This is a genomic window from uncultured Acinetobacter sp. (assembly GCF_947626835.1).
In the GTDB taxonomy this organism is placed as follows: Bacteria; Pseudomonadota; Gammaproteobacteria; order Pseudomonadales; family Moraxellaceae; genus Acinetobacter.
The window spans coordinates 41,410-66,141 of sequence record NZ_CANQTS010000010.1 but is presented as its reverse complement, the minus strand read 5'-3'; the positions used below and the strand labels follow the sequence as shown (position 1 = coordinate 66,141).

The 24,732-nt window shown below is 41.5% G+C and carries 21 protein-coding genes; 8 read left to right on the top strand and 13 right to left on the bottom strand.

The window, feature by feature from the left end:
- The first annotated feature begins 42 nt into the window (after positions 1-42).
- The 5 genes from Q0Z55_RS06355 to Q0Z55_RS06335 all read left to right on the top strand — a co-directional run bounded on the left by Q0Z55_RS06355 (position 43) and on the right by Q0Z55_RS06335 (position 3,032).
- Positions 43-369 (top strand): type I secretion C-terminal target domain-containing protein, encoded by a 327-nt coding sequence (locus Q0Z55_RS06355; RefSeq protein WP_297425839.1) that lies wholly within the window; start codon positions 43-45, stop codon positions 367-369.
- Between the two features lie 72 nt (positions 370-441).
- Positions 442-810, top strand: coding sequence for a hypothetical protein (locus Q0Z55_RS06350; protein ID WP_297425836.1), 369 nt, complete (start codon positions 442-444; stop codon positions 808-810).
- A 92-nt stretch (positions 811-902) separates the two neighbouring features.
- Positions 903-1,496, top strand: coding sequence for a YigZ family protein (locus Q0Z55_RS06345; RefSeq protein WP_297425833.1), 594 nt, complete (start codon positions 903-905; stop codon positions 1,494-1,496).
- Positions 1,489-2,106: an acyltransferase gene (locus tag Q0Z55_RS06340; protein WP_297425831.1), complete on the top strand. Its 618-nt coding sequence runs from the start codon at positions 1,489-1,491 to the stop codon at positions 2,104-2,106. The genes Q0Z55_RS06345 and Q0Z55_RS06340 overlap by 8 nt, the downstream gene beginning before the upstream one ends.
- An 83-nt stretch (positions 2,107-2,189) precedes the next feature.
- Positions 2,190-3,032 (top strand): universal stress protein, encoded by an 843-nt coding sequence (locus Q0Z55_RS06335; RefSeq protein WP_297425828.1) that lies wholly within the window; start codon positions 2,190-2,192, stop codon positions 3,030-3,032.
- A gap of 129 nt (positions 3,033-3,161) precedes the next feature.
- Here Q0Z55_RS06335 and Q0Z55_RS06330 read toward each other — a convergent pair whose 3' ends face one another.
- From Q0Z55_RS06330 to mutS, 4 genes are all read right to left on the bottom strand, one after another.
- The gene (locus Q0Z55_RS06330) at positions 3,162-3,827 is read right to left on the bottom strand and encodes an O-methyltransferase (RefSeq protein WP_297425845.1); all 666 of its coding nucleotides are present in this window, start codon (positions 3,825-3,827) and stop codon (positions 3,162-3,164) included.
- Positions 3,828-3,924: 97 nt separating this feature from the next.
- The gene (locus Q0Z55_RS06325) at positions 3,925-4,650 is read right to left on the bottom strand and encodes a D-Ala-D-Ala carboxypeptidase family metallohydrolase (protein ID WP_297425824.1); all 726 of its coding nucleotides are present in this window, start codon (positions 4,648-4,650) and stop codon (positions 3,925-3,927) included.
- A 133-nt stretch (positions 4,651-4,783) separates the two neighbouring features.
- Positions 4,784-5,107, bottom strand: coding sequence for a ferredoxin FdxA (gene fdxA, locus Q0Z55_RS06320; RefSeq protein ID WP_004696359.1), 324 nt, complete (start codon positions 5,105-5,107; stop codon positions 4,784-4,786).
- A gap of 192 nt (positions 5,108-5,299) precedes the next feature.
- A complete protein-coding gene (gene mutS, locus Q0Z55_RS06315; protein ID WP_297425819.1) occupies positions 5,300-7,933 on the bottom strand; it encodes a DNA mismatch repair protein MutS in 2,634 nt (877 codons plus the stop codon).
- A 160-nt stretch (positions 7,934-8,093) separates the two neighbouring features.
- On the opposite strand from mutS, the gene Q0Z55_RS06310 reads away from it, so the two are divergent.
- A complete protein-coding gene (locus Q0Z55_RS06310) occupies positions 8,094-10,142 on the top strand; it encodes an AAA family ATPase (protein ID WP_297425816.1) in 2,049 nt (682 codons plus the stop codon).
- Entirely contained in the window at positions 10,139-11,227 is a 1,089-nt protein-coding gene (locus tag Q0Z55_RS06305; RefSeq protein ID WP_297425813.1) for a hypothetical protein, read from the top strand. Before Q0Z55_RS06310 ends, Q0Z55_RS06305 begins: the two co-directional genes overlap by 4 nt.
- On the opposite strand, the gene Q0Z55_RS06300 is transcribed toward Q0Z55_RS06305, so the two are convergent.
- Entirely contained in the window at positions 11,154-12,362 is a 1,209-nt protein-coding gene (locus Q0Z55_RS06300) for a GGDEF domain-containing protein (RefSeq protein WP_297425810.1), read from the bottom strand. The genes Q0Z55_RS06305 and Q0Z55_RS06300 overlap by 74 nt on opposite strands.
- Before the next feature lie 329 nt (positions 12,363-12,691).
- Between Q0Z55_RS06300 and Q0Z55_RS06295 the strand changes: the two genes are divergently transcribed.
- The gene (locus Q0Z55_RS06295; protein ID WP_297425807.1) at positions 12,692-13,465 is read left to right on the top strand and encodes an iron-containing redox enzyme family protein; all 774 of its coding nucleotides are present in this window, start codon (positions 12,692-12,694) and stop codon (positions 13,463-13,465) included.
- 33 nt (positions 13,466-13,498) lie between these two features.
- On the opposite strand, the gene Q0Z55_RS06290 is transcribed toward Q0Z55_RS06295, so the two are convergent.
- The 8 genes from Q0Z55_RS06290 to Q0Z55_RS06255 form a co-directional block, all read right to left on the bottom strand.
- Positions 13,499-15,454: an alpha/beta fold hydrolase gene (locus tag Q0Z55_RS06290; RefSeq protein ID WP_297425805.1), complete on the bottom strand. Its 1,956-nt coding sequence runs from the start codon at positions 15,452-15,454 to the stop codon at positions 13,499-13,501.
- 147 nt (positions 15,455-15,601) lie between these two features.
- Positions 15,602-16,507 carry an ABUW_2363 family tetratricopeptide repeat lipoprotein gene (locus Q0Z55_RS06285; RefSeq protein WP_297425802.1) on the bottom strand — a complete coding sequence of 302 codons (906 nt, stop codon included), beginning with the start codon at positions 16,505-16,507 and terminating at the stop codon, positions 15,602-15,604.
- A gap of 109 nt (positions 16,508-16,616) precedes the next feature.
- Positions 16,617-17,423: a serine O-acetyltransferase gene (gene cysE, locus Q0Z55_RS06280; RefSeq protein WP_297425799.1), complete on the bottom strand. Its 807-nt coding sequence runs from the start codon at positions 17,421-17,423 to the stop codon at positions 16,617-16,619.
- Complete coding sequence (locus Q0Z55_RS06275; RefSeq protein ID WP_297425796.1) at positions 17,423-18,271, bottom strand: RNA methyltransferase; 849 nt, start codon at positions 18,269-18,271, stop codon at positions 17,423-17,425. The genes cysE and Q0Z55_RS06275 overlap by 1 nt, the downstream gene beginning before the upstream one ends.
- 18 nt (positions 18,272-18,289) lie before the next feature.
- Complete coding sequence (gene dnaE, locus Q0Z55_RS06270; protein ID WP_297425793.1) at positions 18,290-21,853, bottom strand: DNA polymerase III subunit alpha; 3,564 nt, start codon at positions 21,851-21,853, stop codon at positions 18,290-18,292.
- Between the two features lie 125 nt (positions 21,854-21,978).
- Positions 21,979-22,674 (bottom strand): methionine ABC transporter permease, encoded by a 696-nt coding sequence (locus Q0Z55_RS06265; protein ID WP_297425790.1) that lies wholly within the window; start codon positions 22,672-22,674, stop codon positions 21,979-21,981.
- A complete protein-coding gene (locus Q0Z55_RS06260) occupies positions 22,671-23,696 on the bottom strand; it encodes a methionine ABC transporter ATP-binding protein (RefSeq protein ID WP_297425787.1) in 1,026 nt (341 codons plus the stop codon). Before Q0Z55_RS06260 ends, Q0Z55_RS06265 begins: the two co-directional genes overlap by 4 nt.
- A gap of 82 nt (positions 23,697-23,778) precedes the next feature.
- Entirely contained in the window at positions 23,779-24,645 is an 867-nt protein-coding gene (locus tag Q0Z55_RS06255) for a MetQ/NlpA family ABC transporter substrate-binding protein (RefSeq protein WP_297425784.1), read from the bottom strand.
- Positions 24,646-24,732 lie beyond the last annotated feature (87 nt).

Below are 24,732 nucleotides of genomic sequence, written 5' to 3'. Positions count from 1 at the left end.
ATGACAATTTTATATACTCCATAAACCCTTTAAATTAATTAGGTGGTTTATGTCGCACTTCAAGTTTTACTCTGCCCCTTTACTGACTTTGAGTTTGGTGAAGCAAGCGACCTGATTGATGTCTCTGATTTATTAATCAACTACAGTGAAACAAAAGATATTGAAGCTTATGTGTCACTCAAAGTTGAAAATAACCAACTCACCTTGACGATCGATCGTGATGGTGCAGAAGGGAAATACGCTGCACAAGACCTATTGCTACTTCAAGGTGACAGCGTAAAAGCTGCTATCAATGGTGTAACAGCAAGTCAAGATGCAAAAGATGTATTACTTGATCAATTGCTCAACAACAATCAAATCCTTTACTAAGACCAACAGCAAGGAAGCAGTTCGCTGCTTCCTCGTTTGACTTTAACTTTAAATATAGAGCGAGAATTTCAAATGAAAAATATGCTATTGGCTCTAGCAGTATTGGGCAGCAGTGCAGCGACTTGGGCTGAGCTACCGTCGCAATTACAAGGGCGTTATGCATTAGACTGTACAGTCGAACAAGCCGCAGAATTGTCTTATATTATTGGTGACCGTACTTTAGTGCGTTTGGTGGATGGCTTACCTACACCGCACGTCTCTGTGCCGAAAGATTTACGTGTGGTGCCAAAGAATTATCAAGCGCTCATGGTTCAGCAATATGATAAAGATCAGGTCAGTTTTTATACTTTTTCTGATCACAACTATGCTTATGTAGAATCTAAGCGTATGCTCAGCTTTTTACGACCAGATCGTAAAGTGTTGTTAAAACAATGCTTATAATCTAAGCATAACCAACAAAAGAAGCGATTTTCTCAGGAAAGTCGCTTTTTTTTGGTTAAAATAACGTGTAGCAATCGCACAAGAAGGTCGGCATGTTTACATTAGCAACAATGGTACGCTACGAAGAAGAAATTAAAAAAAGTCGTTTTGAAGCGATTGCGGTGCCTGTGGAAAATGAGCAAGAGGTCAAGGCTTTTTTAGAGGCAGTCAAAGACCCGAGTACCACGCATCAATGTTGGGCATGGAAAATTGGGGTCAATGTACGCTTTAATGATGATGGTGAACCCTCAGGCACAGCAGGTCGTCCCATTTTAGCCACCATTGAAGGCAATGATTTAACCAATGTTTTAGTATTGGTGAATCGTTGGTATGGCGGTATTAAATTGGGTACAGGTGGCTTGGTACGTGCTTATGGCGGCTGTGCAGGACAATGTTTATTACAGGCTGAAAAAATTGAACTAATTGAAAAAAAACAGATTCAATTTGCTTGCCAATTTAACGAGTGGGCAATTATGCAATATGAGCTCAAACACAATCAAATTGAATACCAAGAAGACTATACCGCAACAGGTGTACAGATTAATGCACGTCTACAAGTGCATCAAATTGAGCCGTTAAAAATCAAATTGCAAGATGTCACGCGTGGTCGTGAAGCCATTAAAATCATGGAGGAGAACCATGACTGATCTCGACCCGTTGCTTAAATACCGTGAGCAACACAAACATCGCCTCAATTATATGCCATGGTTATATTATTCTTTAAAGCCTAAACATCGGGCATGGGCCGAAGCATGGCAACACGAATACCAAGACTATTTAAGGCAAATGGAAACGGTTGAGATTGGCGAAAACTGTTTTATTTCCCCCCTTGCGCATATTTTTGCCGAACCCGGACGCACAATTCGCATTGGTGATAATACTTTTATTGCCGCCGATTGCACTTTGCATGGTCCACTTGAAATTGGCAGTGAAGTCGCAATTAACCATCATTGTATTTTAGATGGTGGGCGCGTTGGGATTAAACTACATGATCAAGTACGGATTGCAGCCTACTGTCATTTATATGCCTTTGATCATGGCATGGATATAGATCTACCGATTTATCAGCAACCCGTTCGTTCACAAGGCATTGAAATTGGACGTGATGTGTGGCTTGGTGCACATGTGGGCATTAAAGATGGCATTAAGATTGCAGAACACGCTGTGGTGGGCATGAACAGTATGGTGACCAAAGACGTGGCGGCTCGACAGATTGTGGCAGGTAATCCGGCACGTTTGATTCGTTATCGTGAATAATACGCGACAAGGCACAAAAATATGCTAAGTTAAGGGCAATAATTAAAAAACATCCGCCAACTCACCTACCAAAAGAGGCGAATATGAAACGTGTGATTGCCTGTATTGATTCATCCCCTTGTGTCAATGCCTTAGCCGATGCGGCTGCTTGGGTGGCCAAGCAAACCGGTCGTGAATTGGTGTTATTACATATATTGGACTATTACCCTGCAAGTTATCACTTAGGTGAAATTAGTGGGGTGATTGGTTTTGAAAGTAATGCCATGTTATTAAAAGAATTGGCTGAACTTGAAGACAAACAAAGTGAATTGGCACTTAGTTATAGCAATAATTTACTGAAACATATCTCCGATTTAATCGCCTTTAAACACGGCTTAAAAACCACCCATATTCAAGAAAAAGGTGATTTTTTAGAGCAAAGCTTTCATGCCTTACGTGATGATGATTTTGTATTGATTGGACGCGTTGGTGAGCGTGCTGCTGAAAAAAATAAAATCTTAGGTGGTAATGTTGAAAACTTTATTCGTGGCGCACGTTGTGCCGTCATGACGGTGGGGGAGACTTTTAAACCACCAACACGCTTTATTTTTGCTTATGAATATTCACCGACTTGCTTACAAATGATGAAGCGCGTGGCTGAAAGTGATTTATTGCGTACTTTACAATGTCACTTGTTGTATGTAGGTGATCATCCTGAAATTTTAAATGAACCAAGCACTTTTTTACGCCAAAAAGGTCTAGATGTGGTGGTGGAATATCGCTACGGCGATGTGTCAGACAATATTTTGGCCTATCAGCAAGAACATGGTATTCAACTGATTTTATTGGGTGCATTTAGTCACAGTAAAATTCATCAATTTTTCTTAGGCAGTATTACCACCAGTATTTTCCGTAATAGCAAAGTCCCGTTGCTCGTCGTCAAATAAACTGCTATATATAAAGATTAGGGAAAAATTTATCCCAAAGTTATCCGCATTAACTGTGGATAACTTCGTGGATAATATTAGTAAGTTTATGAAATTTATAATAAAAAACAAAAAGGTTAATTTTTAATCTTATTTCACGATTGCCAGTGCAAAACCATCATGACCTTTTGATCCCACTGTCTGTAAGGCTGTACACGATAAAATCTTGGGATGATTTTGCATCAGGCTAAACATGTCACGTAAACCTTCAATACTTGGTTTTTTGTTATTGCTGTCTAATAAGGCGCCCGCACGAATCACGTTATCTAAAAAAATCACCGTTCCTGAATGAGACAGGTTTAAGCACAGTTCTAAATATTCTGGATAGCTTTGTTTGTCGGCATCAATAAAGATAAAGTCAAATGGTGCGGTATCTTCGGGTAGGGCACGTAAAATATCGGCAGCACGACCACATTTCAGTTCTACAGTAGGTTTTAGATTGGCGCGGTCGATGTTTTCTTGGCCCATCGCTGCATGGGTATCACGACCTTCCATCGTTAAGATATAACCATCTTCAGGCAAAGCACGCGCTAGCCATACTGTACTATAGGCTGCAAACGTGCCTAATTCGAGCACACGTTTACATTGATTCATCTGAATCAGCATTTGTAACAGCATACCTTGATTGGCAGCTACTGCTAAATGATCAGGGAAGCCGTGGGCAGCTGTATTTTCTAAGGTTTGGGTTAAAATGGGGTCATCAGGAATTAAATGTGATTCGATATATTGGTCGAGTTCGGTCCACATTTGTTGCATAGTCATGATCATCTTACAAATAATGCCTGCATTTTAAACTTTTCCCTTAAGAGTGCAATTTCTAACAGCATATTTGGGTAAATCTTGGGCAATGAGCTTAGAAATCCCCATTGTAATTACACATCGAACTGCGACGGCTTAAGTCAGGCCCCCATGTACGAAAGCCTTGAGTATCAATATGCACTTGACCTGAAGCATATAAACCTAAGCCCATATTTAGACTTTGACCATGTTGGCTCCAAAATTGGCACAGTCTAAATTTGGTGGCTTCAATAAAAGCATAATCTTCAGCACGTGGATATTGTGGTCCAATGCGAAAATCGATGGCTGAGTTAAACAAATGCCGTGAAGAATTGGCACCGCCTGCACACTTATTTAAAGGTAAATCACGGTACACCGATGTCACTTCGTACTCGGTTAAAACTTTAGAGGCCACGAGGTACTTAAACACAGTTAAGGTTGGAATTTGATTGGACCATAGTTCACGGTTGGGCACCATATATTGTGAACGGCCACATTTTTCCCAATCGCGGGCAGTACGCAGTAATTCATGCATGGGGATAATATTGCCCACCTGATGGCGTTGTAAAAATTGATCATATTCGCGGGCTTGTCTTAAATTTTCGCTCACACTGCTCCAAGCATGATAAGTATAAGGAATAACTTTAGGCGGAATGGGGCGCTGTGTAATAATTGTTTCGCGTGGCAGATAAATACGTGTTTGGCCTGTAGTTTTGGCTCCATCTTGTGAAGTTGAGCTACAGCCAATCAGAAAACAAGGCACAACAGCAACGGCTAATGCAGCCTTAATAAGATGCTTCATTCGGCTATTTTAATGATCATGAGTGTGGCTTAAGTGTAATGCAATTTTGCTCAAAGCCACGCAATAAATTGCAATGAAATGTGTAATTTAGGTATAAAAAAAGACCAGATTAACTGGTCTTTTTACACAATATTTATTTTTCTAAATACTGTAGTTTGTCAGCTTTACCATTCCACTCTTCACGATCGGCAGGTTGGTCACCAATTTGCGTGATATTTGGCCAAGTTTGCGACAATTCAGCATTAAGTTCGATAAACACTTCTTGACCTTCTGGTAACTCATCTTCAGAGAAGATGGCGTTAGCCGGACATTCTGGTTCACATAAAGCGCAGTCGATACATTCGTCTGGGTTAATAACCAGGAAATTTGGACCTTCGTAGAAACAGTCAACAGGACAAACTTCAACGCAGTCTTGATATTTACATTTAATACAGTTTTCAGTGACAACAAAGGTCATGGCGACAGCTACCTAAAAAATATGCTTCGAATAACTAAGCTGTATTTTAGGCAAAAATGCACCAAACTAACAATTCCTTTTATTGATATTTGTTATATATGTGACTACTTAGTTTAATAAAGTACAATTTTTAGCCCAAAAAAGGCCATGTCTGACATAGCCTTCATTAAAATATTTGCATTTCAAGCAAACTTATTCAGCTTTGAGCAAATTTTTCAGCGCGTAAAGTTGTTCAAGTGCCTGACGAGGACTTAAATCATCTACGTCAATTGCAGCCAACGCCTCTAAGGTGGCTGATGGTTTGACCACTTCCACCACGCGTTCTATCTCACGCGCAATGGGTGTGGCATCAAATAAATCAGCTTGTGGCAAGACCGTGCGGTGCTTTTGCTGCTGGTGTTCCAATTGCTGTAAGCGTTTTTGCGCATCAATAATCACATTTTGCGGAATGCCGGCTAATTTTGCCACTTGCAAACCATGACTTTGACTGGCAGGACCATGTTTGACTTTATGGAGTAAGATTAAATTGCCATCTAACTCTTTGGCGGTGACATGATAATTATCAATGGCAGGTTCTTGTGCAAGTTCAGTTAATTCAAAATAATGCGTTGCAAATAAACATAAGCATTGAATGCGTTTGGTTAAGTCAAGCACACACGCCCAAGCCAAAGATAAACCATCATAAGTACTGGTACCACGTCCAACCTCATCCATCAGCACCAAAGATTGAGAAGTGGCATGATGCAAAATTTGTGAAGTTTCAGTCATCTCAACCATAAAGGTGGATTTACCTGTTGATAAATCATCGGCTGAACCAATACGGGTAAAGATACGATCAATTGGACCTAAGGTGGCGGCTTGTGCTGGTACATAACAGCCACAATACGCAAGCAGCACAATTAATGCAGTTTGGCGCATAAAGGTTGATTTACCGCCCATATTGGGACCGGTAATAATCGCCATACGGTGGGCATGATCAAGGTGGGTGTTGTTGGGTGTAAAGGCTGATTTACTTAAAGCTTCCACCACAGGATGACGTCCTGCAACAATGTTTACACCCACTTCAGGAGAAAACTCAGGACGTGACCAAGCACGCAAACGCGCTTGATGGGCAAAGTTACTGATTAAATCTAAGTGAGCAATTGCGCTGCTCATCATTTGTAAGCTGCCAATATCAGCGCGTAAATTCTCAAGCAGTGCTTCAAACAGCATTTTTTCGCGTGCTAAAGCTCTTGATTCGCTAGATAAGACTTTATCTTCAAAGGCTTTAAGCTCAGGGGTAATGTAACGCTCGGCATTTTTAAGCGTTTGACGACGAATATAATGCTCAGGGGCTTGTTCAGCCTGAGCACGAGTCAATTCAATATAATAACCACTAACACGGTTATAGCCGATTTTAAGGGTATTAATGCCGGTATTTTGGCGCTCTTGTAACTCAAGATTAATTAAAAATTGCCCTGCATGATCGCGAATTTGGCGCAGTTCATCCAGTTCTGCATCAAAGCCTTCGGCAATTACGTTGCCATCCCTTAACAGTACCGGCGGATGTTCAACAATCGCGGCCAATAAATGCTGATATAAACCGTTAAAGTCGCCAAGCTCGTGATTAAGTTGCCCCACTAGACTTGAACGCAAACTGAGACTTTCAATACTTTGGCGTAGCGCAGGAATATGAGCACAAGCTTGGCGCAATTGCACCAAATCACGCGGACGTGCTGTGCCTAAAGCCACACGGCTTAATACACGTTCAATATCACCAATGTCTTTTAATACCAAGCGCATAGGTGCTTCATAATAGCCTTCAAGGCAGGCTTGAATGGCATCTAAACGCTGATCGAGCTGTTGAGTGTCCCGCATCGGTTGCATCAAGGTGCGATGCAATAAGCGTGCACCCATGGCAGTTTGGCAGTCATTGACTAAATCAAACAAAGATGTTCCATGCTCAAACAAAGGCGCGACCAACTCTAAATTGCGCCGTGTGACAGGATCAAGGGCAATAAAATCTGAGCTTTGCTCGAGTTGAATGCTACGAATATGCGGTAACGCAGTTTTTTGTGTGTCTTTGGCATAATGAATTAACGCTGCCGCCGCCGCTTTTGCCAATGGCAAATGATCAATCCCAAAACCGGCTAATGTTGACACAGCAAACTGATCACATAAGGTTTTTTGCGCGTTATTTAAATTAAAATCAACATTTGGACGTTTTGAGATTGGACATTCTAGTTGTTTTTTTAAATTTTCAAGCAGTTCTTGATCATTAAAATCTTCATCCACCACAATTTCACTTGGCATTAAACGAGCTAGTTCAATCGCCAATTGTTCAGACTTAAACTGCAACTGTTGGACTTTAAAAATACCTGCACTTAAATCTAATAGCGCAATTCCGATGTGTTTTTGTTGTAAGCACAGTGCCACTAAGTTGGATGATTGATGGCGATTGAGTAGCGCATCATCGGTTAAGGTGCCAGGGGTTAAAATACGTACAACTTGACGATCTACAGGTCCTTTACCAGTCACTTCACCCACTTGTTCACAAATGGCAACGGTAACGCCTTTTTTGACTAAACGCGCTAAATAGCCTTCGGCAGCATGATAGGGCACACCTGCCATCGGAATCGGATCACCATTGACCTTGCCGCGATTGGTTAAAGTAATGCCAAGCAGTTTAGCCGCTTGCTGTGCATCTTCAAAAAATAACTCATAAAAGTCACCCATGCGATAAAACAGCAACGAGTGTGGATGCTGCAGTTTGACCTTAAAATATTGCTGCATCATCGGGGTGAGCGTAGATAAATTGGCAATGGCTGCTGCGCTGGAGCTACTCATAGATCAAAAAGCCTAAAATAAGAAAAAGGGCATTAAATTGAACGCTAGTGTAGCAAAAATTAAAAAAGCATGGCGATGCATTGCCTATTTTGAATCTAATGCGTTGAGTCCTCGCATCTCAAGCTATACTAGCCACAGTTGAAATAGGTAGCTTCAAATAATGCAACACCCACTTTGGTTGATTGATTCGACATGCTTGAACTCTGTGCATCCTGAGCAATTGTCTGTGCCTGTTTGTTATTTCAATCAGATGCAGGTGGGTGATTTAGTTGCCATTAAACTGCTGCAAAATAGTCACTATCAAGCTCAAAGAAGTATGCAAATCTGTGCTTATGGCTGCATTCAAGGCAAAGACAACAGTAGTATTCAAGTCATTTGGCAAGCTGAGTTTCAAGCAAAAAATTGGTATGACTATATTTATCAAGCTCAAGTTTACCCACTAACAGACCAACATGCGATGGATCAGGCTTTATTTGCTTATATTGTGCATGATCAAGCTCAGCCAAGAGATGCTTTTGTCAATACACAGTGCTATAACAACGACCTAGGTTTTGCATGGACTGACTTTTACCAAGCTATCGCACAGGCTTTATTAACGTATCAACATAAACGTCAAGTCTTGTTGCAATGGGTAATGAATGTGGCACAGCGTTATGAGCTGGCTTATTTACTGGGCCATGATCTACAAGACATCTGTCCATTTACCGTGCTGGGCATGTTTAATCGCGGTATCACCGTGCAAAAGCGCCGTGCGATTGCCACAGAATTGGCAGAATTTCTAGGCGTAGGTTTGAAAGCACCGCAAGATTTTGCTGGAATCCCAACTTTAAATAATCAACGTTCTTTGTTTTTTAAGCCTAATCATGGTGATAGCCGCCAAGACATTGCGCAATTGTGGCAATTTTTTTCGATCGCTTTAGACTATGCTCACCAAGCAACAGTTGAAAATACCCAGCGTTTTATAGCGTACTATGATCAGGTGAGTGCCCAATATGCGGTGGGCTGGAATTTGAGTATGGGCTTATTTTGGTTGGCACCGTATCATTTTATGAGTTTAGACAGTCAATCACAGGCATATATTGAGCAAGATTTAGACCTGAGGATTGTCAAACATGGTGCAAAAGGCCGTTGTCATGGGCATGACTACGTGCAGTTAAAATATGCTCTGATGCATTATTTTCACAGCTCCTATGCCTTGGCACACAATTTTCCAGAATTGGCGTTATATGCATGGCAACAAACGAGCGGCTTAAAAAGCTTGGCTCAAGATCATGACCAAGATTTAACCGATGTGACTATGGCATTAAAAGAATTACCTGTAACTCCGTATGGGTTACAACAGCTACAACAAGAGGGCTGTTTTTTAGCGTTGGACGAACTACAGACCTTACAGCAGCGTCTTTTATATAAAAAAAATTTGATCTTGCAAGGTCCAAGCGGTACAGGCAAAACGTGGCTTGCTAAACGCTTGGCCTATAGTGTGGTGGGCCATCAAAGCGATGATCACATACAAAGTATGCAATTTCATGCCAATACCAGTTATGAAGATTTTATTCGGGGTTGGCGACCGTTGGCTAACAGTAACGGTCAACATGAATTGCAACTGGTAGATGGGCCATTTTTACAACTGGTTGAAAAAGCACAGCGCTTTCCCAATGATCGTTTTGTGATGGTGATTGAGGAGATTAATCGTGGGCAAACCGCGCATATTTTTGGTGAAATGCTTACCTTGTTGGAGCATTCTAAACGCCATAGTCATCATGCTTTACGTTTAACTTATGCCAAGTTGGATGAAAAAATTTATCTGCCCGATAATCTGTATCTGATTGCGACCATGAACACCGCAGATCGTAGTTTAACGCCTTTGGATTTTGCACTCAGACGCCGTTTTGCTTTTGCACAACTTAAGCCAAGTTTTAATCTCGCATGGCACACTTATGTACAACAGCGAGGCATCAGTGAGAGCTTATTGCAGCATATTGCACAGACCATGCAAGCGCTGAATCAGCAGATTGCAGCCTCTGTGTATTTAGGGCAAGGTCTACAGTTAGGACATAGTTATTTTACGCCACATCTTCAGATTAATGATGAAAAACGATGGTATGTAGATATTGTGGAAAGTGAAATTGTGCCGATGTTAGAGGCCTATTATGCTGAGCAACCTGATGAAGTTGAAGCATGGTATATGCGTTTTATGGATCATGTATGAAGACCTACGCAGGTATTCCAATTAAAAATCTATGGTTATTAATGCTGTATGCCTCAGATTTAAAATTAACTCAGGTGCGCCAAGCCATTCAATATCTAGATACCCCTTATATGCATGACAGTTTGGTGGCATGGCTAATACAGTGCTTAGAGCAGTATTTAAAGCAACCTCAGCAGCATTACATACCCAAGCAGCAAGCTTTAGCTTATATTCGCGGTAAAGTGGATATACAACGCAGTTATTTGACACACAGTCTCAAGCAAGGTCAAGTGCATTGCCAATTTGCACAATTAAGCTTTAATTCACCTGAACATCAGTACTTGTATGTTGTGATTGATAAGCTACTTAAACAAACCAAGCTTGAGCATCATCTTGCTCTGAAGCGTTGCCAACGCCAACTTGCACAATTGGGCGTGCAAGTCATTGGGCGACCTTTAGCGCCAAAACATGTCAATCATCAAGCCTTGTCTGAGTTATTGGCTTTAGCAGATGTGCTGCTCAATTTTAAAATCCTAAGTACTGAGGACGGTCAACATGTATGGCAACAGCCGCAAGATGATGTGCACTGGTTAAGACAGCTGTTTGAGCGCGCCATAGGTGGCTTTTATAAAAAGTATTTAACTCAAGGGTGGCGTGTTCTACAAGGAGCAGTATTAAGATGGCCGCCAGCCACCCAACACATGGCTTTGCCGCAGATGAAAACTGATGTGATTTTAACCCATCAAGATGGACGCTGTATTTTAATTGATACTAAATTTACCCAAATATGGACACAAGGTTATTATCGCAAGCAACAGCTGTTCAAAAGTCCGCATCTGTATCAGCTATATACGTATCTACGCTCACAAGAACATGCAACCAGTCGCTTTAATTTTACGCAAGGGATGTTAATTTACCCCAGTATAGGACAAACCGTGACCGCAGATCTTCAATTACATGACTATTGGATAGGGTTCTACACGCTTGATTTAACGCAAGATCAGCAGGGTATTGAACAACAGTTGCTTAGTTTTATAGAGTCATCAAGGCATATTGATTGCGACCATATTTCTTGGCCTGATATAGCGCTTGATCGGCTTGCATAATTAAATCTGACAACTGATGATGACGCTGAGGAATTGTACTGATCACGCCTACACTAATACTAATCCTGTCGCAAACTAAACTACTGGGATGGGGAATGGCCAATTCATTGACACGTTGAATTAAATTGTTGGCAATTTTTTCTGCTTGTTCACGATTGGTCATCGGAAAAATTAACATAAATTCTTCACCCCCATAACGCGCTGCCAATTCATTGCCACGAGAAGTCATTTTTTTTAACACATGGGCAATGGCTTTTAAACAGCTATCACCTGCAACATGTCCAAAGCTGTCGTTATAGTGTTTAAAATAATCAATATCAATCATCATAATGGTTAAAGGGTGTTGATAACGCAACGCGCTAAACCATTCTTTGGTGAGTATCTCTTCTAAATAGCGTCGATTGGCCAAATCGGTGAGTGCATCTTGACGTGATAAAGATTCTAATAACTGTGCTTGTTGTGACAGCTTTTTTTGATTGAGTTCAATAATGCAGTTTTGTAAATAATTTTCACGATGCTGACGGTCAATCGCATAGGCAAGTGCCATACCAAAAAAACTACTAAAGGTATAGGTGCGGTTAAATAAGACCCAATCGATTTCGTAGTTCAGCCATAAACTGACTACCATAGCTAATAGTCCACCTGACCAACCGGCAATAAAAGCGGTATAAAAACGTAAGCCGACAAAGCCATAGATAATGACCACGGCATACATCATGGCAACATGGAACAAAGCATTGCTGTGGACTGAGCCGATGACAGTCACCATTAAAAAACTTAAAGCCACCGCAAGCATAGAGCCAATACCCACATATAGATCAAAAAAACGATCAAAGCGTGGGATAAATGACATGATCCAAGCGATAAAAATGATAATACCGACCCAAGCGTAGTAATACAGCCAAGTAATACTCACGTCATAATCTAGGCTGATTTTATAAATGCCAAGGGTCAAAAAACCATATAACGCTAAAATAATTGGGGCACGATAACGAAACTCGTGTGCTGCCTCTTGACAATAACGACGGCGATAAATGGCTTCAACTTGCCAAGTAAAATGCACCAAGTTTAAGCCATGTGAAATCAGCTTCTCAATTTGATGATAGGTGAATTTACTTGAGCCAGGTAACTTCATAATCCAAACTCAAACAAAAAGAAAGTATCCATGTTTATTTTTATATAAAATAGCAGTAAAAGATGCGGCATTAGAGCTTGCAAAATGTACAAATTGTTGTAGATTGGATTGCACTATAAACGATATTTGTGTTGAATAATAGTGGCTTAGCTTAAAGTGCTTTGGATTGCTTATAAAAATATTGATACCATTTTATCTTTTTAAAAAAAGTGAGATGTAGTTATCTTTTTGATGCATACAGACCTTTAATATATTTTGCACACTGGATAATCACATAACAAGCAAGCTTTAATTTTTATAATGAATACATCAGGGTCAAAGGGGACGCTATGAACACAAAATATGAAGATGATTTAGAAATTACACCGCACAATGAATGGTCGCAAAAATTTTGGGACGATCTGATTCCATTTAAAGATCGTATTAGTCAGCATCCATTTTTTTTAAACATGGCATCGGGTCAACTCACTTTAACCAGTTTTCGCTATGCGCTTTTAAATTTCTACCCATTGGTGGCACATTTTCCATCTTATATGTCATTGGCATTGGCCAAAGCCACTAATTTTGCCGATCCGGGTGTAAATGAGGCACGTAATTGGCTGATTCAAAATATTAAAGTAGAAGAACGTCACCTTAATTGGTATCGCGATTGGGCAGCAGGCTTTGGTTTAACGGTAGAAGAATTAGACAATGTTAAACCTAATGCAGCCATGAATGGGGTAAACCATTTTTTATGGAGTAATAATACCCGTGGCAATTTGGCACAAGCTTTAGCTGCAACCAATTTAGCCATTGAGTGGGCAACAGGGGATTGGAGCAGTCATGTGTATGAAGGTATTCAGACTTATGCTGATCATCCTGAAATTCACATCAATAAACGGACCATTGCTTGGCTACGCGCCCATGCGCATTATGATGATATCCATCCGTATGAAGCGATGGAACTCATCAAGCGTCTTGCCAATGACGATGTCAAAATGCAACAACAAGCCTTTGAATCGGTTAAGGAAGGTTTGGCCTATTATGAATTGGCTTTAGATGAATGCCAGCGTGTACATGAATTGAGTTTAAACCAAGATCAACCCGTGGCAAAATCTGCTTAAGCGAAAAAGCCGAAGTTCAACTTCGGCTTTTTTTTAAGGCTTATACATACCCAATTGGGTCAAATGTAGGCGTAAAATTCGTCTGAGTTCTAGTACAGCCTCAGGCGTTTCTTGAATAGAATGACTGCCACGAATAATTTTTTCGGAATGTGCTGCTTTTAAATGCGCACTTTGATAAGGCACAACGTCATCATTGATCTGTGCTAGATCATCTAAGCCCGTATTATTGCCAATAATGCTGTGAAAAGGTAGGTTTTGACGCGGCATAATATCTTGGGTGAGCTGCATAAACTTAGATTGATGACTTAAATCACTCGGTCCATTTTGAATTAAGCTTCGATCAATTTGTTGCCAAAGCTCTTTTAAACTTGGATCCTCGTCCACTAAGGCATCACCTACAGCAGTTAAAAAAGCAACGGGTAGTTTAATCACTTTACGTGCAGCTTTGGTAAACCAACGATCAGCAAAATCTGTTCCGCGATGTGGGGCAGCTAAGAAGATGGCACGATCAATGTTGGGAATGGGTTTCATGACCATACGTTGTCGCACAATCGGTAGATTACGATAACGGTTCAATTGACGATTATTCATTAAAGCTAAAGTGGCTTGCGTGATATCGGAATTGCTCACCAGTAATCTTGAAATAATACCGCCCATACTATGCCCAACCAAAACCGCATCGTCCTTGGCTGCTGCATTGGCATCGACTTTTGCAAATGCTTGCGTTAACAGGGCATAAATTTGAAAACGACTTTCTAAAATTGGCATATTGGTTGAATAAAATACCTGCCAGACTTGATAGTGTTCGCGCAGTACCGGATCACCCATGATGTCATTGGTTAAACGCACCCAAGCTTCAGGACTGCTGGCCAAACCATGCACCAAAATAATGACCTTTTTATTGGGGTTATAGGGCTCTAGCATATATAAATGCGGCATGGTAAGACGGTCATCTCGATCAATTAAGCTTAAATATGCCGCTTTGCCCAAATTATTTTGCGCTAACCACAAGCCATAGGGAGCTGAGAAATTCGCCGCTAATGGATAGGTTTTTTGCGCAACTTGCACGCTTTCATATTGATAGGGGTCATAAGCGGAGATTTCAAAATCGCCGTGATGCAAAATGCGCTCAATCGATTGAGCACCTTTAGGTTGAGCTGTAATGGTTGCAGCCAAATAACGTGGTGCATGTAAATTGGGGTTATGCCCATTTTTATACGCATAATTGAGTGGATCGACGATATAAGTCGTTTTCGTGGCTCGTGGTATTTCAGGCAACACCAAGGCAAATTCTGCACCAAAACCGTCACGACGGTTAATCGAGCGTAACCCTGAAAAGTTTAAATTATAGGTCGAGATCAATTGTTCAATTGGACGATTTTTAAGTGCAGGATAAGCATCAAAATTAAGGTGGTAACGACTCTCACCGACTTGAATGGTTTTAGGTAAATGCGTGTGTTGATGACGCATGGTATATACGCTGACGATTTTTGCTAAAGATTGATTATAAAAATCACGGATTTGCACTTGACGGTTATCAAATAGGCGATCTTGTGGAGCACGTTTGCTTTGAAACATATAGGCATAGCTATAACGGATACTTTTATCTAGCATATGCAACTGTTGGTCTAAACAGTCTTGTTGCGCCACTTGTTTTTGTTGTTGTTTTTGTTGTGATTGAATACCCGCAATTAAGGCTGTTTTACAGGCTGCTGATTGTTCAAGCTCAATGGCTTTAGCCAAATAAATTTCACTTGCGGTAGACAAAAGTTGTTCATCTTGAATCTGGGGAATCGCTCTTAAATCCGTCACACATTGTTCAGGGTTGCTGCTACAAATTTTTGCCTCGCGCCCAGTCATGGATAGCAAATTAAGACTGGCTTCGCTTAATTTATTGCGTGTTAAAATACTGTCACGTTCATTGGCAATCGTGACATTTAAGGATTGATTTTTGACACTGACCACCTGACAACCAGACAGGAGTAGCATGCTTGTAAAGGACAGCAGGAAAATCTTGTGCATAGTGCTAGAAGTCGATGGTGTGGAAGTATTTTTATCATACGTGATTTTTAGACGCTGATAGAATTTTTTGCATAAAAAAAGACCGCATATTGCGGTCTTTTGACAAATTTTGAATTATTTATTCATCACTTGCCAGACGTTCCAACGCCCTTTTTTATCAATTTCTTGAATTAGACGATCTGCCACAGCCGCTTCTTGTGGGTATTTAACTTTGTAGTTACGCAAAGTTTGTAAAGCATTTTTCTTTTGTTCAAGGGCAATGTAGTTATTGACCGCTGATAAATAGGCTTCTTGCACGCCAGCTTTCATGGCCTTATCCAAATAAGGCATGGCTTCACGGTGACCCCCACCTTCTGAGAGTGCAAAACCAAACCAGAAATTGACTTCGGCATCATTTGGATTGATCTTTAAAATACGCTGTGCATAGTTTAATGACTTGGTGGTATATGCCGAACCTAAATCAAGGTTACGACCCATAACAGCGGCTTTAAAAGCACGAATTAACACGTCAAATGAAGCATTGGGTGCTGCAGCTAAAGTATCTAGTTGTGCACTGACATTTTTGAGTTTGTATTCAAAACCACGACGTTCTTTACGGTCGCTAAAACGTGGCGGGTAATGACGTGCTTTACCTTCCACCATATTTAAAAAGTCATCAATATCGGTGATATCAATTTGATTTTCGCCTGCCAATGCCGCATAGCTCATGCTACGTTGATTGCTGTTGATGGTTGGAATAATCAGTTTATTGCTATCAAGGGTCAGCTTACGATCTGGATCATTTTGACGGCTGACCACCATTTTGGTGACCGGTTGTTTTTGTGCAGCAACCAATGCCAGTTCAAATGGAGATGGCGCTTGATAATCCATTGGATTTAAAGCATAAAAAGGTGTAGATACCTCAGGCTCAGTAAACACAGTCGCGTTGGTATTTGGCGTATTATTTTTTGGGGCAGTTGTGGCACAGCCGCTTAAAACTGAAGCTGCAAGTAAAGCGCAAGCCAAGGGCATTAATTTCATTCGCATAATCCGTTCAATTTATTGTAAACATAGAGATTTAGTATTGTTCGTCAGTCTAAGAAAACTCTGACGAACATGCAAGCTTGGCTACATATTAAAACTTAAAAGCTTATTTGAGCTCGGTACTTTGTGCTTCACATTCACGGCGTACTTCATCAATAATCTTAAGTTCTGCTTCGCTAAATGGTTGTGCGTGGGCAGATGATTTATTAAAGGTGGGGTCTAACAAAGACAAACGCTGACATAATAAATTCATACGTTTTTCATTGTGTTGAATACGGTCAAGCAAGACACGCATACCTTCAAGCATTGGATCACTTTGATCTTGCGTGGCTGCATAAGGTTGAAAACCAATACTTTGTGCATAGTCACGACGACGGCTTTCTTCATCAGTTTGGGGTTTATCCTTACTGATAAAACGTGCAGGGTTGCCCACCGCTGTGGTTTCAGGTGGTACCGCTTTGGTTACCACTGCATTCGAGCCGACCTTGGCATTTTTGCCCACCGTAAACGGGCCTAAAATTTTTGCACCAGCACCTACCACCACACCATCTTCTAACGTGGGGTGACGTTTGCCTTTATTCCATGTGGTGCCACCTAAGGTCACGCCATGATATAACGTTACGTCATCGCCAATTTCAGCGGTTTCACCAATCACGACACCCATACCATGATCAATAAAAAAGCGACGACCAATTTTAGCCCCCGGATGGATCTCGATACCGGTGGCAAAACGGCTAAAAGAGGAAAGGACGCGGGCTGGTCCTTTACATTCTTTTTTCCATAATTCATGCGCGACGCGATGCATCATTAAGGCATGAATACCAGGATATGTGGTTAAAACTTCTAAAGTATTTCGAGCGGCAGGATCTCGCGCGAATACAGCTTGTATGTCTTCTTTGAGCTGTTTAAGCATTAGGATTGATCCTCATGATCTGTAGTCGATTTGCCAGATGGGGTCCATGTGCCATGACGCATGGCCTGTACACGGCTAAAAATACCGCGTAATAAGTGATATTCCATTTTATCTAATTGTATACGTCCAAAAAGGCGACGCAAGCGTAAAGGCAATAATCGTTTATTATTTGGGTCCATAAATTCAATCTCTGCCAACATTGTTTCTAAATGTGGGTAGAATTTGTCCATGTCTTGATGGGTAACCAAAGGTTCATCCCAATGCATACTTTGCCCATCAATCACTTGCATGGTCGCACTTTGATCAGGCTGAACTTCAGCCAGTTCCATGGCAGCCATACGCATTTCATAACAAATCACTTGAATGGCTTGTGCAACGTTGAGCACGCCATAGTCGGTGTTGACCGGAATGGTGACATGATAATTGGCAAGTGCCAATTCTTCGTTGGTTAAGCCACGATCTTCACGACCAAAAACAATCGCCACCTCTTGGTTTTGCTGCGTTACCGCTTGCATAGATTTTTGCGCTGCAGGACGGGCATCAAGTAAGGGCCATGGAATAGTACGGCTACGGGCACTGGTACCAAAAACCAAATGACAATCTTGAATAGCTTGTTCTAAGGTCTCTACAATTTCAATCTGTTCGATGAGGTCAGTTGCACCCGCAGCCAAGGCATCAATATCAGGGTGTGGATAGGTCTTAGGCGCAACCAAGACCAATTTGCTTAAACCCATGGTTTTCATGGCACGTAAGGCACTGCCAATATTGGCAGGTAACGTGGTGTTGACCATGACAATACGCACATGGGAGAGGGTTGCTGAAAGGGCAGCATTATCAGTCGGGTTCATCGGTGATCCAAAGTCTGTTTAAGAATATTGTTGTTGCATGTCGGTGTGATAAGCATCTAAAGCATCATCAATGTTGTGCTCAGGTGGCGCTGCCACGGCTTGTTTATACGGTTTAGGTGCGGCTTTTGCTGCTTTGGATTTGACTTGGTATTCGATATAAATTCGCTCTTTACCAAAATAATCGCGCAGTCGAGCCAGCAACTCATCCATCGGAGCCACTTTCCAATTGACGCCTAAATTGAGATCGGCACGCGCATAGCTATAATCAAGTTGCAACTGCAACGGAATATGTTGACATAGATCGACGTTGCAAAATGGCAATAAGATTTGGCTTAAATCTTGTGGCAAAGTGTGGCTTAAATGCTCAGGTAACAATTGAATTTTAATGCAATTGGCACGTTTTTGACGAATCTCATTTAAGGCAAAGGCTTTGGTTAAGCGCCCCATCGGACGATCAAAGCCTTCACGTTCGTAGATTTCGCCTTCAATGACCACCACTTTATCCACCTGTACAATGTCTTTAAAGCGTTGGAAACGTTCGTGATTACAAGAAACTTCAATCCGCGATGTGCCATCGTCTAGGGTAATCACCATGCGATTAGGGAAATTGGCCACATCAAGCACCAAACCTGCAAATACAGTGGTTACACCACGGCGGGTTGGGGTCAGCTCATTGAGTTTATGCGGAATAAAAGCTTTAAGTTCACTGCGATAAACATCAATTGGATGACCCGTTAAATATAAACCTAAAGTGTCTTTTTCACCTTTTAAACGCACTTCATCCGACCAAGCTTTAACCGGTTTGGTGGGTTTACGTTGCACTTCGGCCACTTCACCAAATAAATCCATAATGCCGGTTTCACGGTTAGAACGCGCTTGTTCTGCAGCTTGTACAGCTTCTGGCAATTGTGCCATTAAATCAGCACGTTCAATTCCAAGGCAGTCTAAAGCACCGGCACGAATTAAAGCTTCTAAGGTGCGTTTATTGATTTTCTTCAAATCAATACGATGGCAAAAATCAAATAAATCTTGATAAGGGCCTTGGCTTTGACGTGATTCAATCACCGATTGCATGGCTGCTTCACCGACGCCTTTAATCGCGCCTAAACCATAAACAATGGTTTTGGTATCCACAGCATGAAAGTTATACAAAGACATATTGACCGAAGGCGGCAGCACATCTAAACCGTTAATACGACAGTCATCAATTAAAAACACCACGTTATCGGTGTTTTGCATCTCAGAGGTCATTACCGCCGACATAAATTCGGCAGGATAATGTGCTTTCAGCCATGCCGTTTGATAAGCCACTAAGGCATAAGCTGCTGCATGGGATTTGTTAAAACCGTAGCCTGCAAATTTTTCCATATAATCAAAGATATGGTTGGCGGTGTCGGTATCAATGTCTTTTTGAGCGGCACCTTCAATAAAGATTTGGCGCTGTTTGACCATTTCCTCAGGTTTTTTCTTACCCATGGCACGACGCAGTAAGTCGGCACCACCTAAGCTATAGCCGGCACAGAACTGCGCTGCTTGCATCACCTGTTCTTGATACACCATAATGCCGTAGGTGGGTTCAAGCACGCTTTCAAGTAAAGGATGTAAGTATTCAAACTCACCGCCATGCATACGATGGATAAAGTCAGGGATCAGGTCCATAGGCCCCGGACGATATAACGATACAAAGGCAATAATTTCTTCAAACTTACTTGGGCGTGCTTCTTTGAGCATTTTTTTCATGCCCACGGATTCAAACTGGAACACCGCTGTGGTATTGGCCTCGGCAAATACTGCATACGCGGCTTTGTCATCAAGGGGAATCAAAGAAATGTCAAGCGGAGTGTCTAAATTGGCGCTTTGGTTAATATGCTGCACGGCATCTTCAATCACGGTTAAGTTACGCAGACCCAAGAAGTCAAACTTGACTAAACCTGCCGATTCAACATCATCTTTGTCAAATTGCGCCACACGGTTGCTGCCATCAGCATCACACATCACTGCAGAATAGTCGGTCAGTTTAGTGGGTGCAATCACCACACCGCCGGCATGTTTACCGGTATTTCGGGTAATGCCTTCGAGTTTAAGCGCCATTTCCCAAATTTCAGCCGCATCATCATGATCGGGGTTATTGGGGTTGGTGACAATATCTTTAAGCTGCGGTTCGGCATCTAAAGATTCACGTAAACTTAAACCCAAAGGTTTGGTCGGAATCATTTTAGAAATACGATCGGCCAAACCATAAGATTTACCCAAAACCCGCGCCACGTCACGGATGGCACCTTTGGCAGCCATGGTACCAAAGGTGGCAATTTGCGACACGGCATCACGACCATAGGTCCGCGCGACATAATCAATGACACGGTCACGGCCTGCAATACAAAAATCCACGTCAAAGTCAGGCATCGAGACACGTTCTGGGTTTAAGAAACGTTCAAACAGCAAGTCATAACGCAGCGGATCAAGGTCGGTAATTTTTAAACTATACGCCACTAAAGAACCGGCACCCGAACCACGACCGGGACCCACCGGTACACCATTGTTTTTGGACCACTGAATAAAGTCCATGACAATTAAAAAGTAACCGGGAAAGCCCATGGCATTAATAATATTAATCTCAAACTCAATACGTTCATCGTAAGGTTTGCGGATCTCAGGCCAATCTTCACCGCGCGTTTCGGGCGGATACAGGAAGTTTAAGCGCTCTTCTAAGCCTTCTTTAGACAAATGGGCAAAGAAGGTGTCAATGGTATAGCCTTCAGGAATTGGGTAATCGGGTAAGTCGTTAAAGCCTAAACGCAAAGCCACGTTACAACGCCGTGCAATGTGATAAGTGTTTTCAAGCGCAGATGGAATATCGGCAAACAGCTCACTCATTTCTTGAGCGGTTTTAAAATATTGATCTGGACTATAGCGTTTAGGACGACGACTATCGCCTAAGACATAACCATCGGCAATACATACCCGTGCTTCATGCGCTTCATAATCGGTTGCATGAATAAAATGCACATCATTGTGTGCCACCACACCAATATTGTATTTACGCGCCAGTTTGACCGCTTCACTGATAAAGTCATCTTCATAAGGGCGATTGGTACGGGTTAAGGCCAAATACACCCGATCGCCAAATTTGGCAATCCACTCTTGTAATAAAGGTTCAGCTTTTTGTGGGTTGGAGGATACCAACATTTTCCCCACGTCACTGTTGAGCCCCAGCATGACAATCATGTCTTGGTGTTGTTCTAATACCCATTCTTTTTTAACACACGGAATATCCAGCTGTTGACCTTCAATGTAACCGCGTGACACCACTTCGGTTAAGTTACGCCAACCGGTGTTGGTCATCGACAATAACGTGACACGATGTTCAGCGTCATTTAGACGAATTTCTGAGCCTAAAATGGGTTTAATGCCTTTGTCCAAGCATTTTTTATAAAATTTAACCGCTGCATGCAGATTAGATAAATCTGTGAGTGCCAAAGCCGGCATTTCATCACTGGCTGCGGCTTTTACAAGCTCTGGCACACGTACAATTGATTCTGTAATGGAAAATTCTGTATGAATACCCAGATGGACAAAGTGCATAGATGAATCCTTGCTAAAACTGTCGGCATTTTATCACGCAATGCCTTAAGGTTCTGTCTAATATTTAACAGATAAAAAATAACCCTCCAAAGCGGAAGGTTAAGTAAAATGCGAACAGGGGAGGCTTAACGTATTTTCGCCAGCCATTCACCCAGCATTTGCACAATTTGCACCAAAATTAACAGTACAATCACGGTTAAGATGACCACACTGGTATCAAAGCGCTGATAACCATAGGAAATGGCTAAGTCACCGATACCACCGGCACCTACCGCACCTGCCATGGCTGTAGCACCAATTAAGCTAATGGTGGCAGTGGTTAAGTTTAAAATTACCGAACTACGTGCTTCAGGTAACACAAATTTAAAAATAATCTGTGTGGGTGTAGCACCCATGGCTTGAGCAGACTCAACAATACCTTCATTGACCTCAAGCAACGAAATTTCAATTAAACGCCCAATATATGGCCCAATGTAAATGGTTAAAGGCACAATCGCCGCCCATGTACCAATCGAGCTGCCCACTAAAAACTTAGTCAGTGGAATCACAGCAATCAATAAAATAATAAACGGCAATGAGCGTAAGGCATTAATAATCGGATTCAGCCCGTGATAAATCACTTTATTGGGTAAAATCCCTTGCGGACGTGTCGTCCAGACAATAATGGCTTGGATCAAACCCCACATACAGCCAAACAACAGTGCAAAAAACACCATATGCATGGTTTCTTGCAAAGCTGTTACAAACTGATCAATCGACAAAGAGCTTTTCCAAAACGGTGCAGTGATGTCGGTGAGCCAAGCAACAATTAAATCTCTCATGCTTGTACTCCTGCTTGTTGTACTTTCACGCCACGCGCTTGTAAAAATGCAATTGCTTCTTGAATAATCTGTTCATTGCCAAGCAATTGAACAAACATTTGTCCAATGACCGTGCCATCAATTTCAGTCATATTGGCAAATAAAATATTTAAGCTTAAATCAAACTGTTTAATCACAGCTTGAACCACAGTTTCTTGTGCTGAGGTGCCCAAAAATTGCAAACTATAAATACTATGATGATTTTGATTTTCTAAATTATTTAAAATCTTCACCGGTAAATGTTGTTGCAACACAGTTTGAATAAAGGTTTGTGTGGTTGGGTGTTGTGGCTGACTAAAAATAGATAAAGTTGAACCCATTTCAATCACTTGACCTTGTTCCATCACCGCTACATGATCGCACACTGATTCAATCACATCCATTTCATGCGTGACCATAACAATGGTAATGCCTTGTTCTTGATTGATTTTTTTGAGTAGTTGCAAGACAGATTGCGTGGTTTGTGGATCAAGTGCCGAAGTGGCTTCATCACAGAGTAAAATTTTTGGATGATTGGCTAAAGCACGCGCAATACCTACGCGTTGCTTTTGCCCGCCAGAGAGTTCATCAGGATACGCATTGCGTTTATGCTCAAGACCAATAAACGCCAGTAATTCATCTAAACGCTGCTGGCGCTTGGCCTTACTCCAACCCAAAAGTTGCATTGGCATTTCAATATTGGCCGCCACAGTTTTGGTTTGCATTAAATTAAAATGCTGAAAAATCATCCCAATGTTGGCACGCTGCTGACGCAATGATGCAGCATTTAGCGCAGTTAAGTCATGTCCATTGACAATTACTTGACCTTCACTCGGGCGCTCAAGCAAGTTGATTAAACGGATTAAGGTACTTTTACCTGCACCACTATAGCCAATAATGCCAAAAATACTGCCTTGTGGGATGTCTAAATTAATCTGTTTTAAGGCAGTTAAGGTTTGACCTTTGAGCTGATAGTGCTTTGAAATATTTTTAAATTGAATCATATTGTCAACATAGGCCCAAAAATGAAAAAAATAGGCAAATTGCTCTGCCTATTTTATATTTATAAAAGCGTAAGGGAGATGGTTATTTCACTTCATCAAAATAACTCATTGGCTTATCAACTGCAATTTTAGTACCGCCTAAATTGTCCGCTACGTATTTTTTCACTGCTTCGCTATGATACAACTGACCTAAGCGCTGTAATACAGGATCATTTTCACGACCTTGAGCCGTCACCAATAAGTTCACATACAATTTAGTCGATGCATCTACTGGCTCATAGAATGTGGCGTCTTTAAGTACATTTAAACCACCTTCCATTGCTAAAGTATTGCCGAGAACAATGGCATCAACTTCACTTTTCACACGTACCGCAGTGGCCATTGGAATGCTTTTAAAAGTGATATTTTTTGGATTTTCAATCACGTCTTTAGTGGTGCCTAAAATCGGACTAAAATCAGTTTTGAGTTTAATTAAGCCTGCTGTTTGTAATAAAGACAATGAGCGTGCTTCATTGGCTGCATCGTTTGGAATCGCGATAGTGGCATTATTAGGGAATTGATCAATTTTTTTGTATTTATCTGAATAAATGCCCATTGGTTCGATATATGTGGTTGAAACCGCAGCCACTTTTTTATCAGTGGTTTCGGTGTTGTATGCCACCATGTAATTGTATGATTGGAAGGTATTGACATCAATTTCTTGATTGGCCACCGCTGTGTTCATTGCCACATAGTCATTAAAGTTTTTAACTTCAAGCTTGATGCCAGCAGCTTTGGTTTCAGGCAAAGTCGCAATATAGCGCCATACATCTGCATCTGAACCAGTAGAGGCCATCGTAACGGTTTGTAAATCATCTGTCGTTTTTGCATCGGACTGTGGAGATTGTGATTGACCACAACCAGCTAAAACCACAGAGGCACCAAAAGCCAAACCAATAAGCTTGTTCATATGTTCGTCCTGATTCAATTTAAAACCATGTTAAAGCACACATCCTCTTTTAGGGAGATTGAATTTTGTACAAATTGTGTGTGTTTA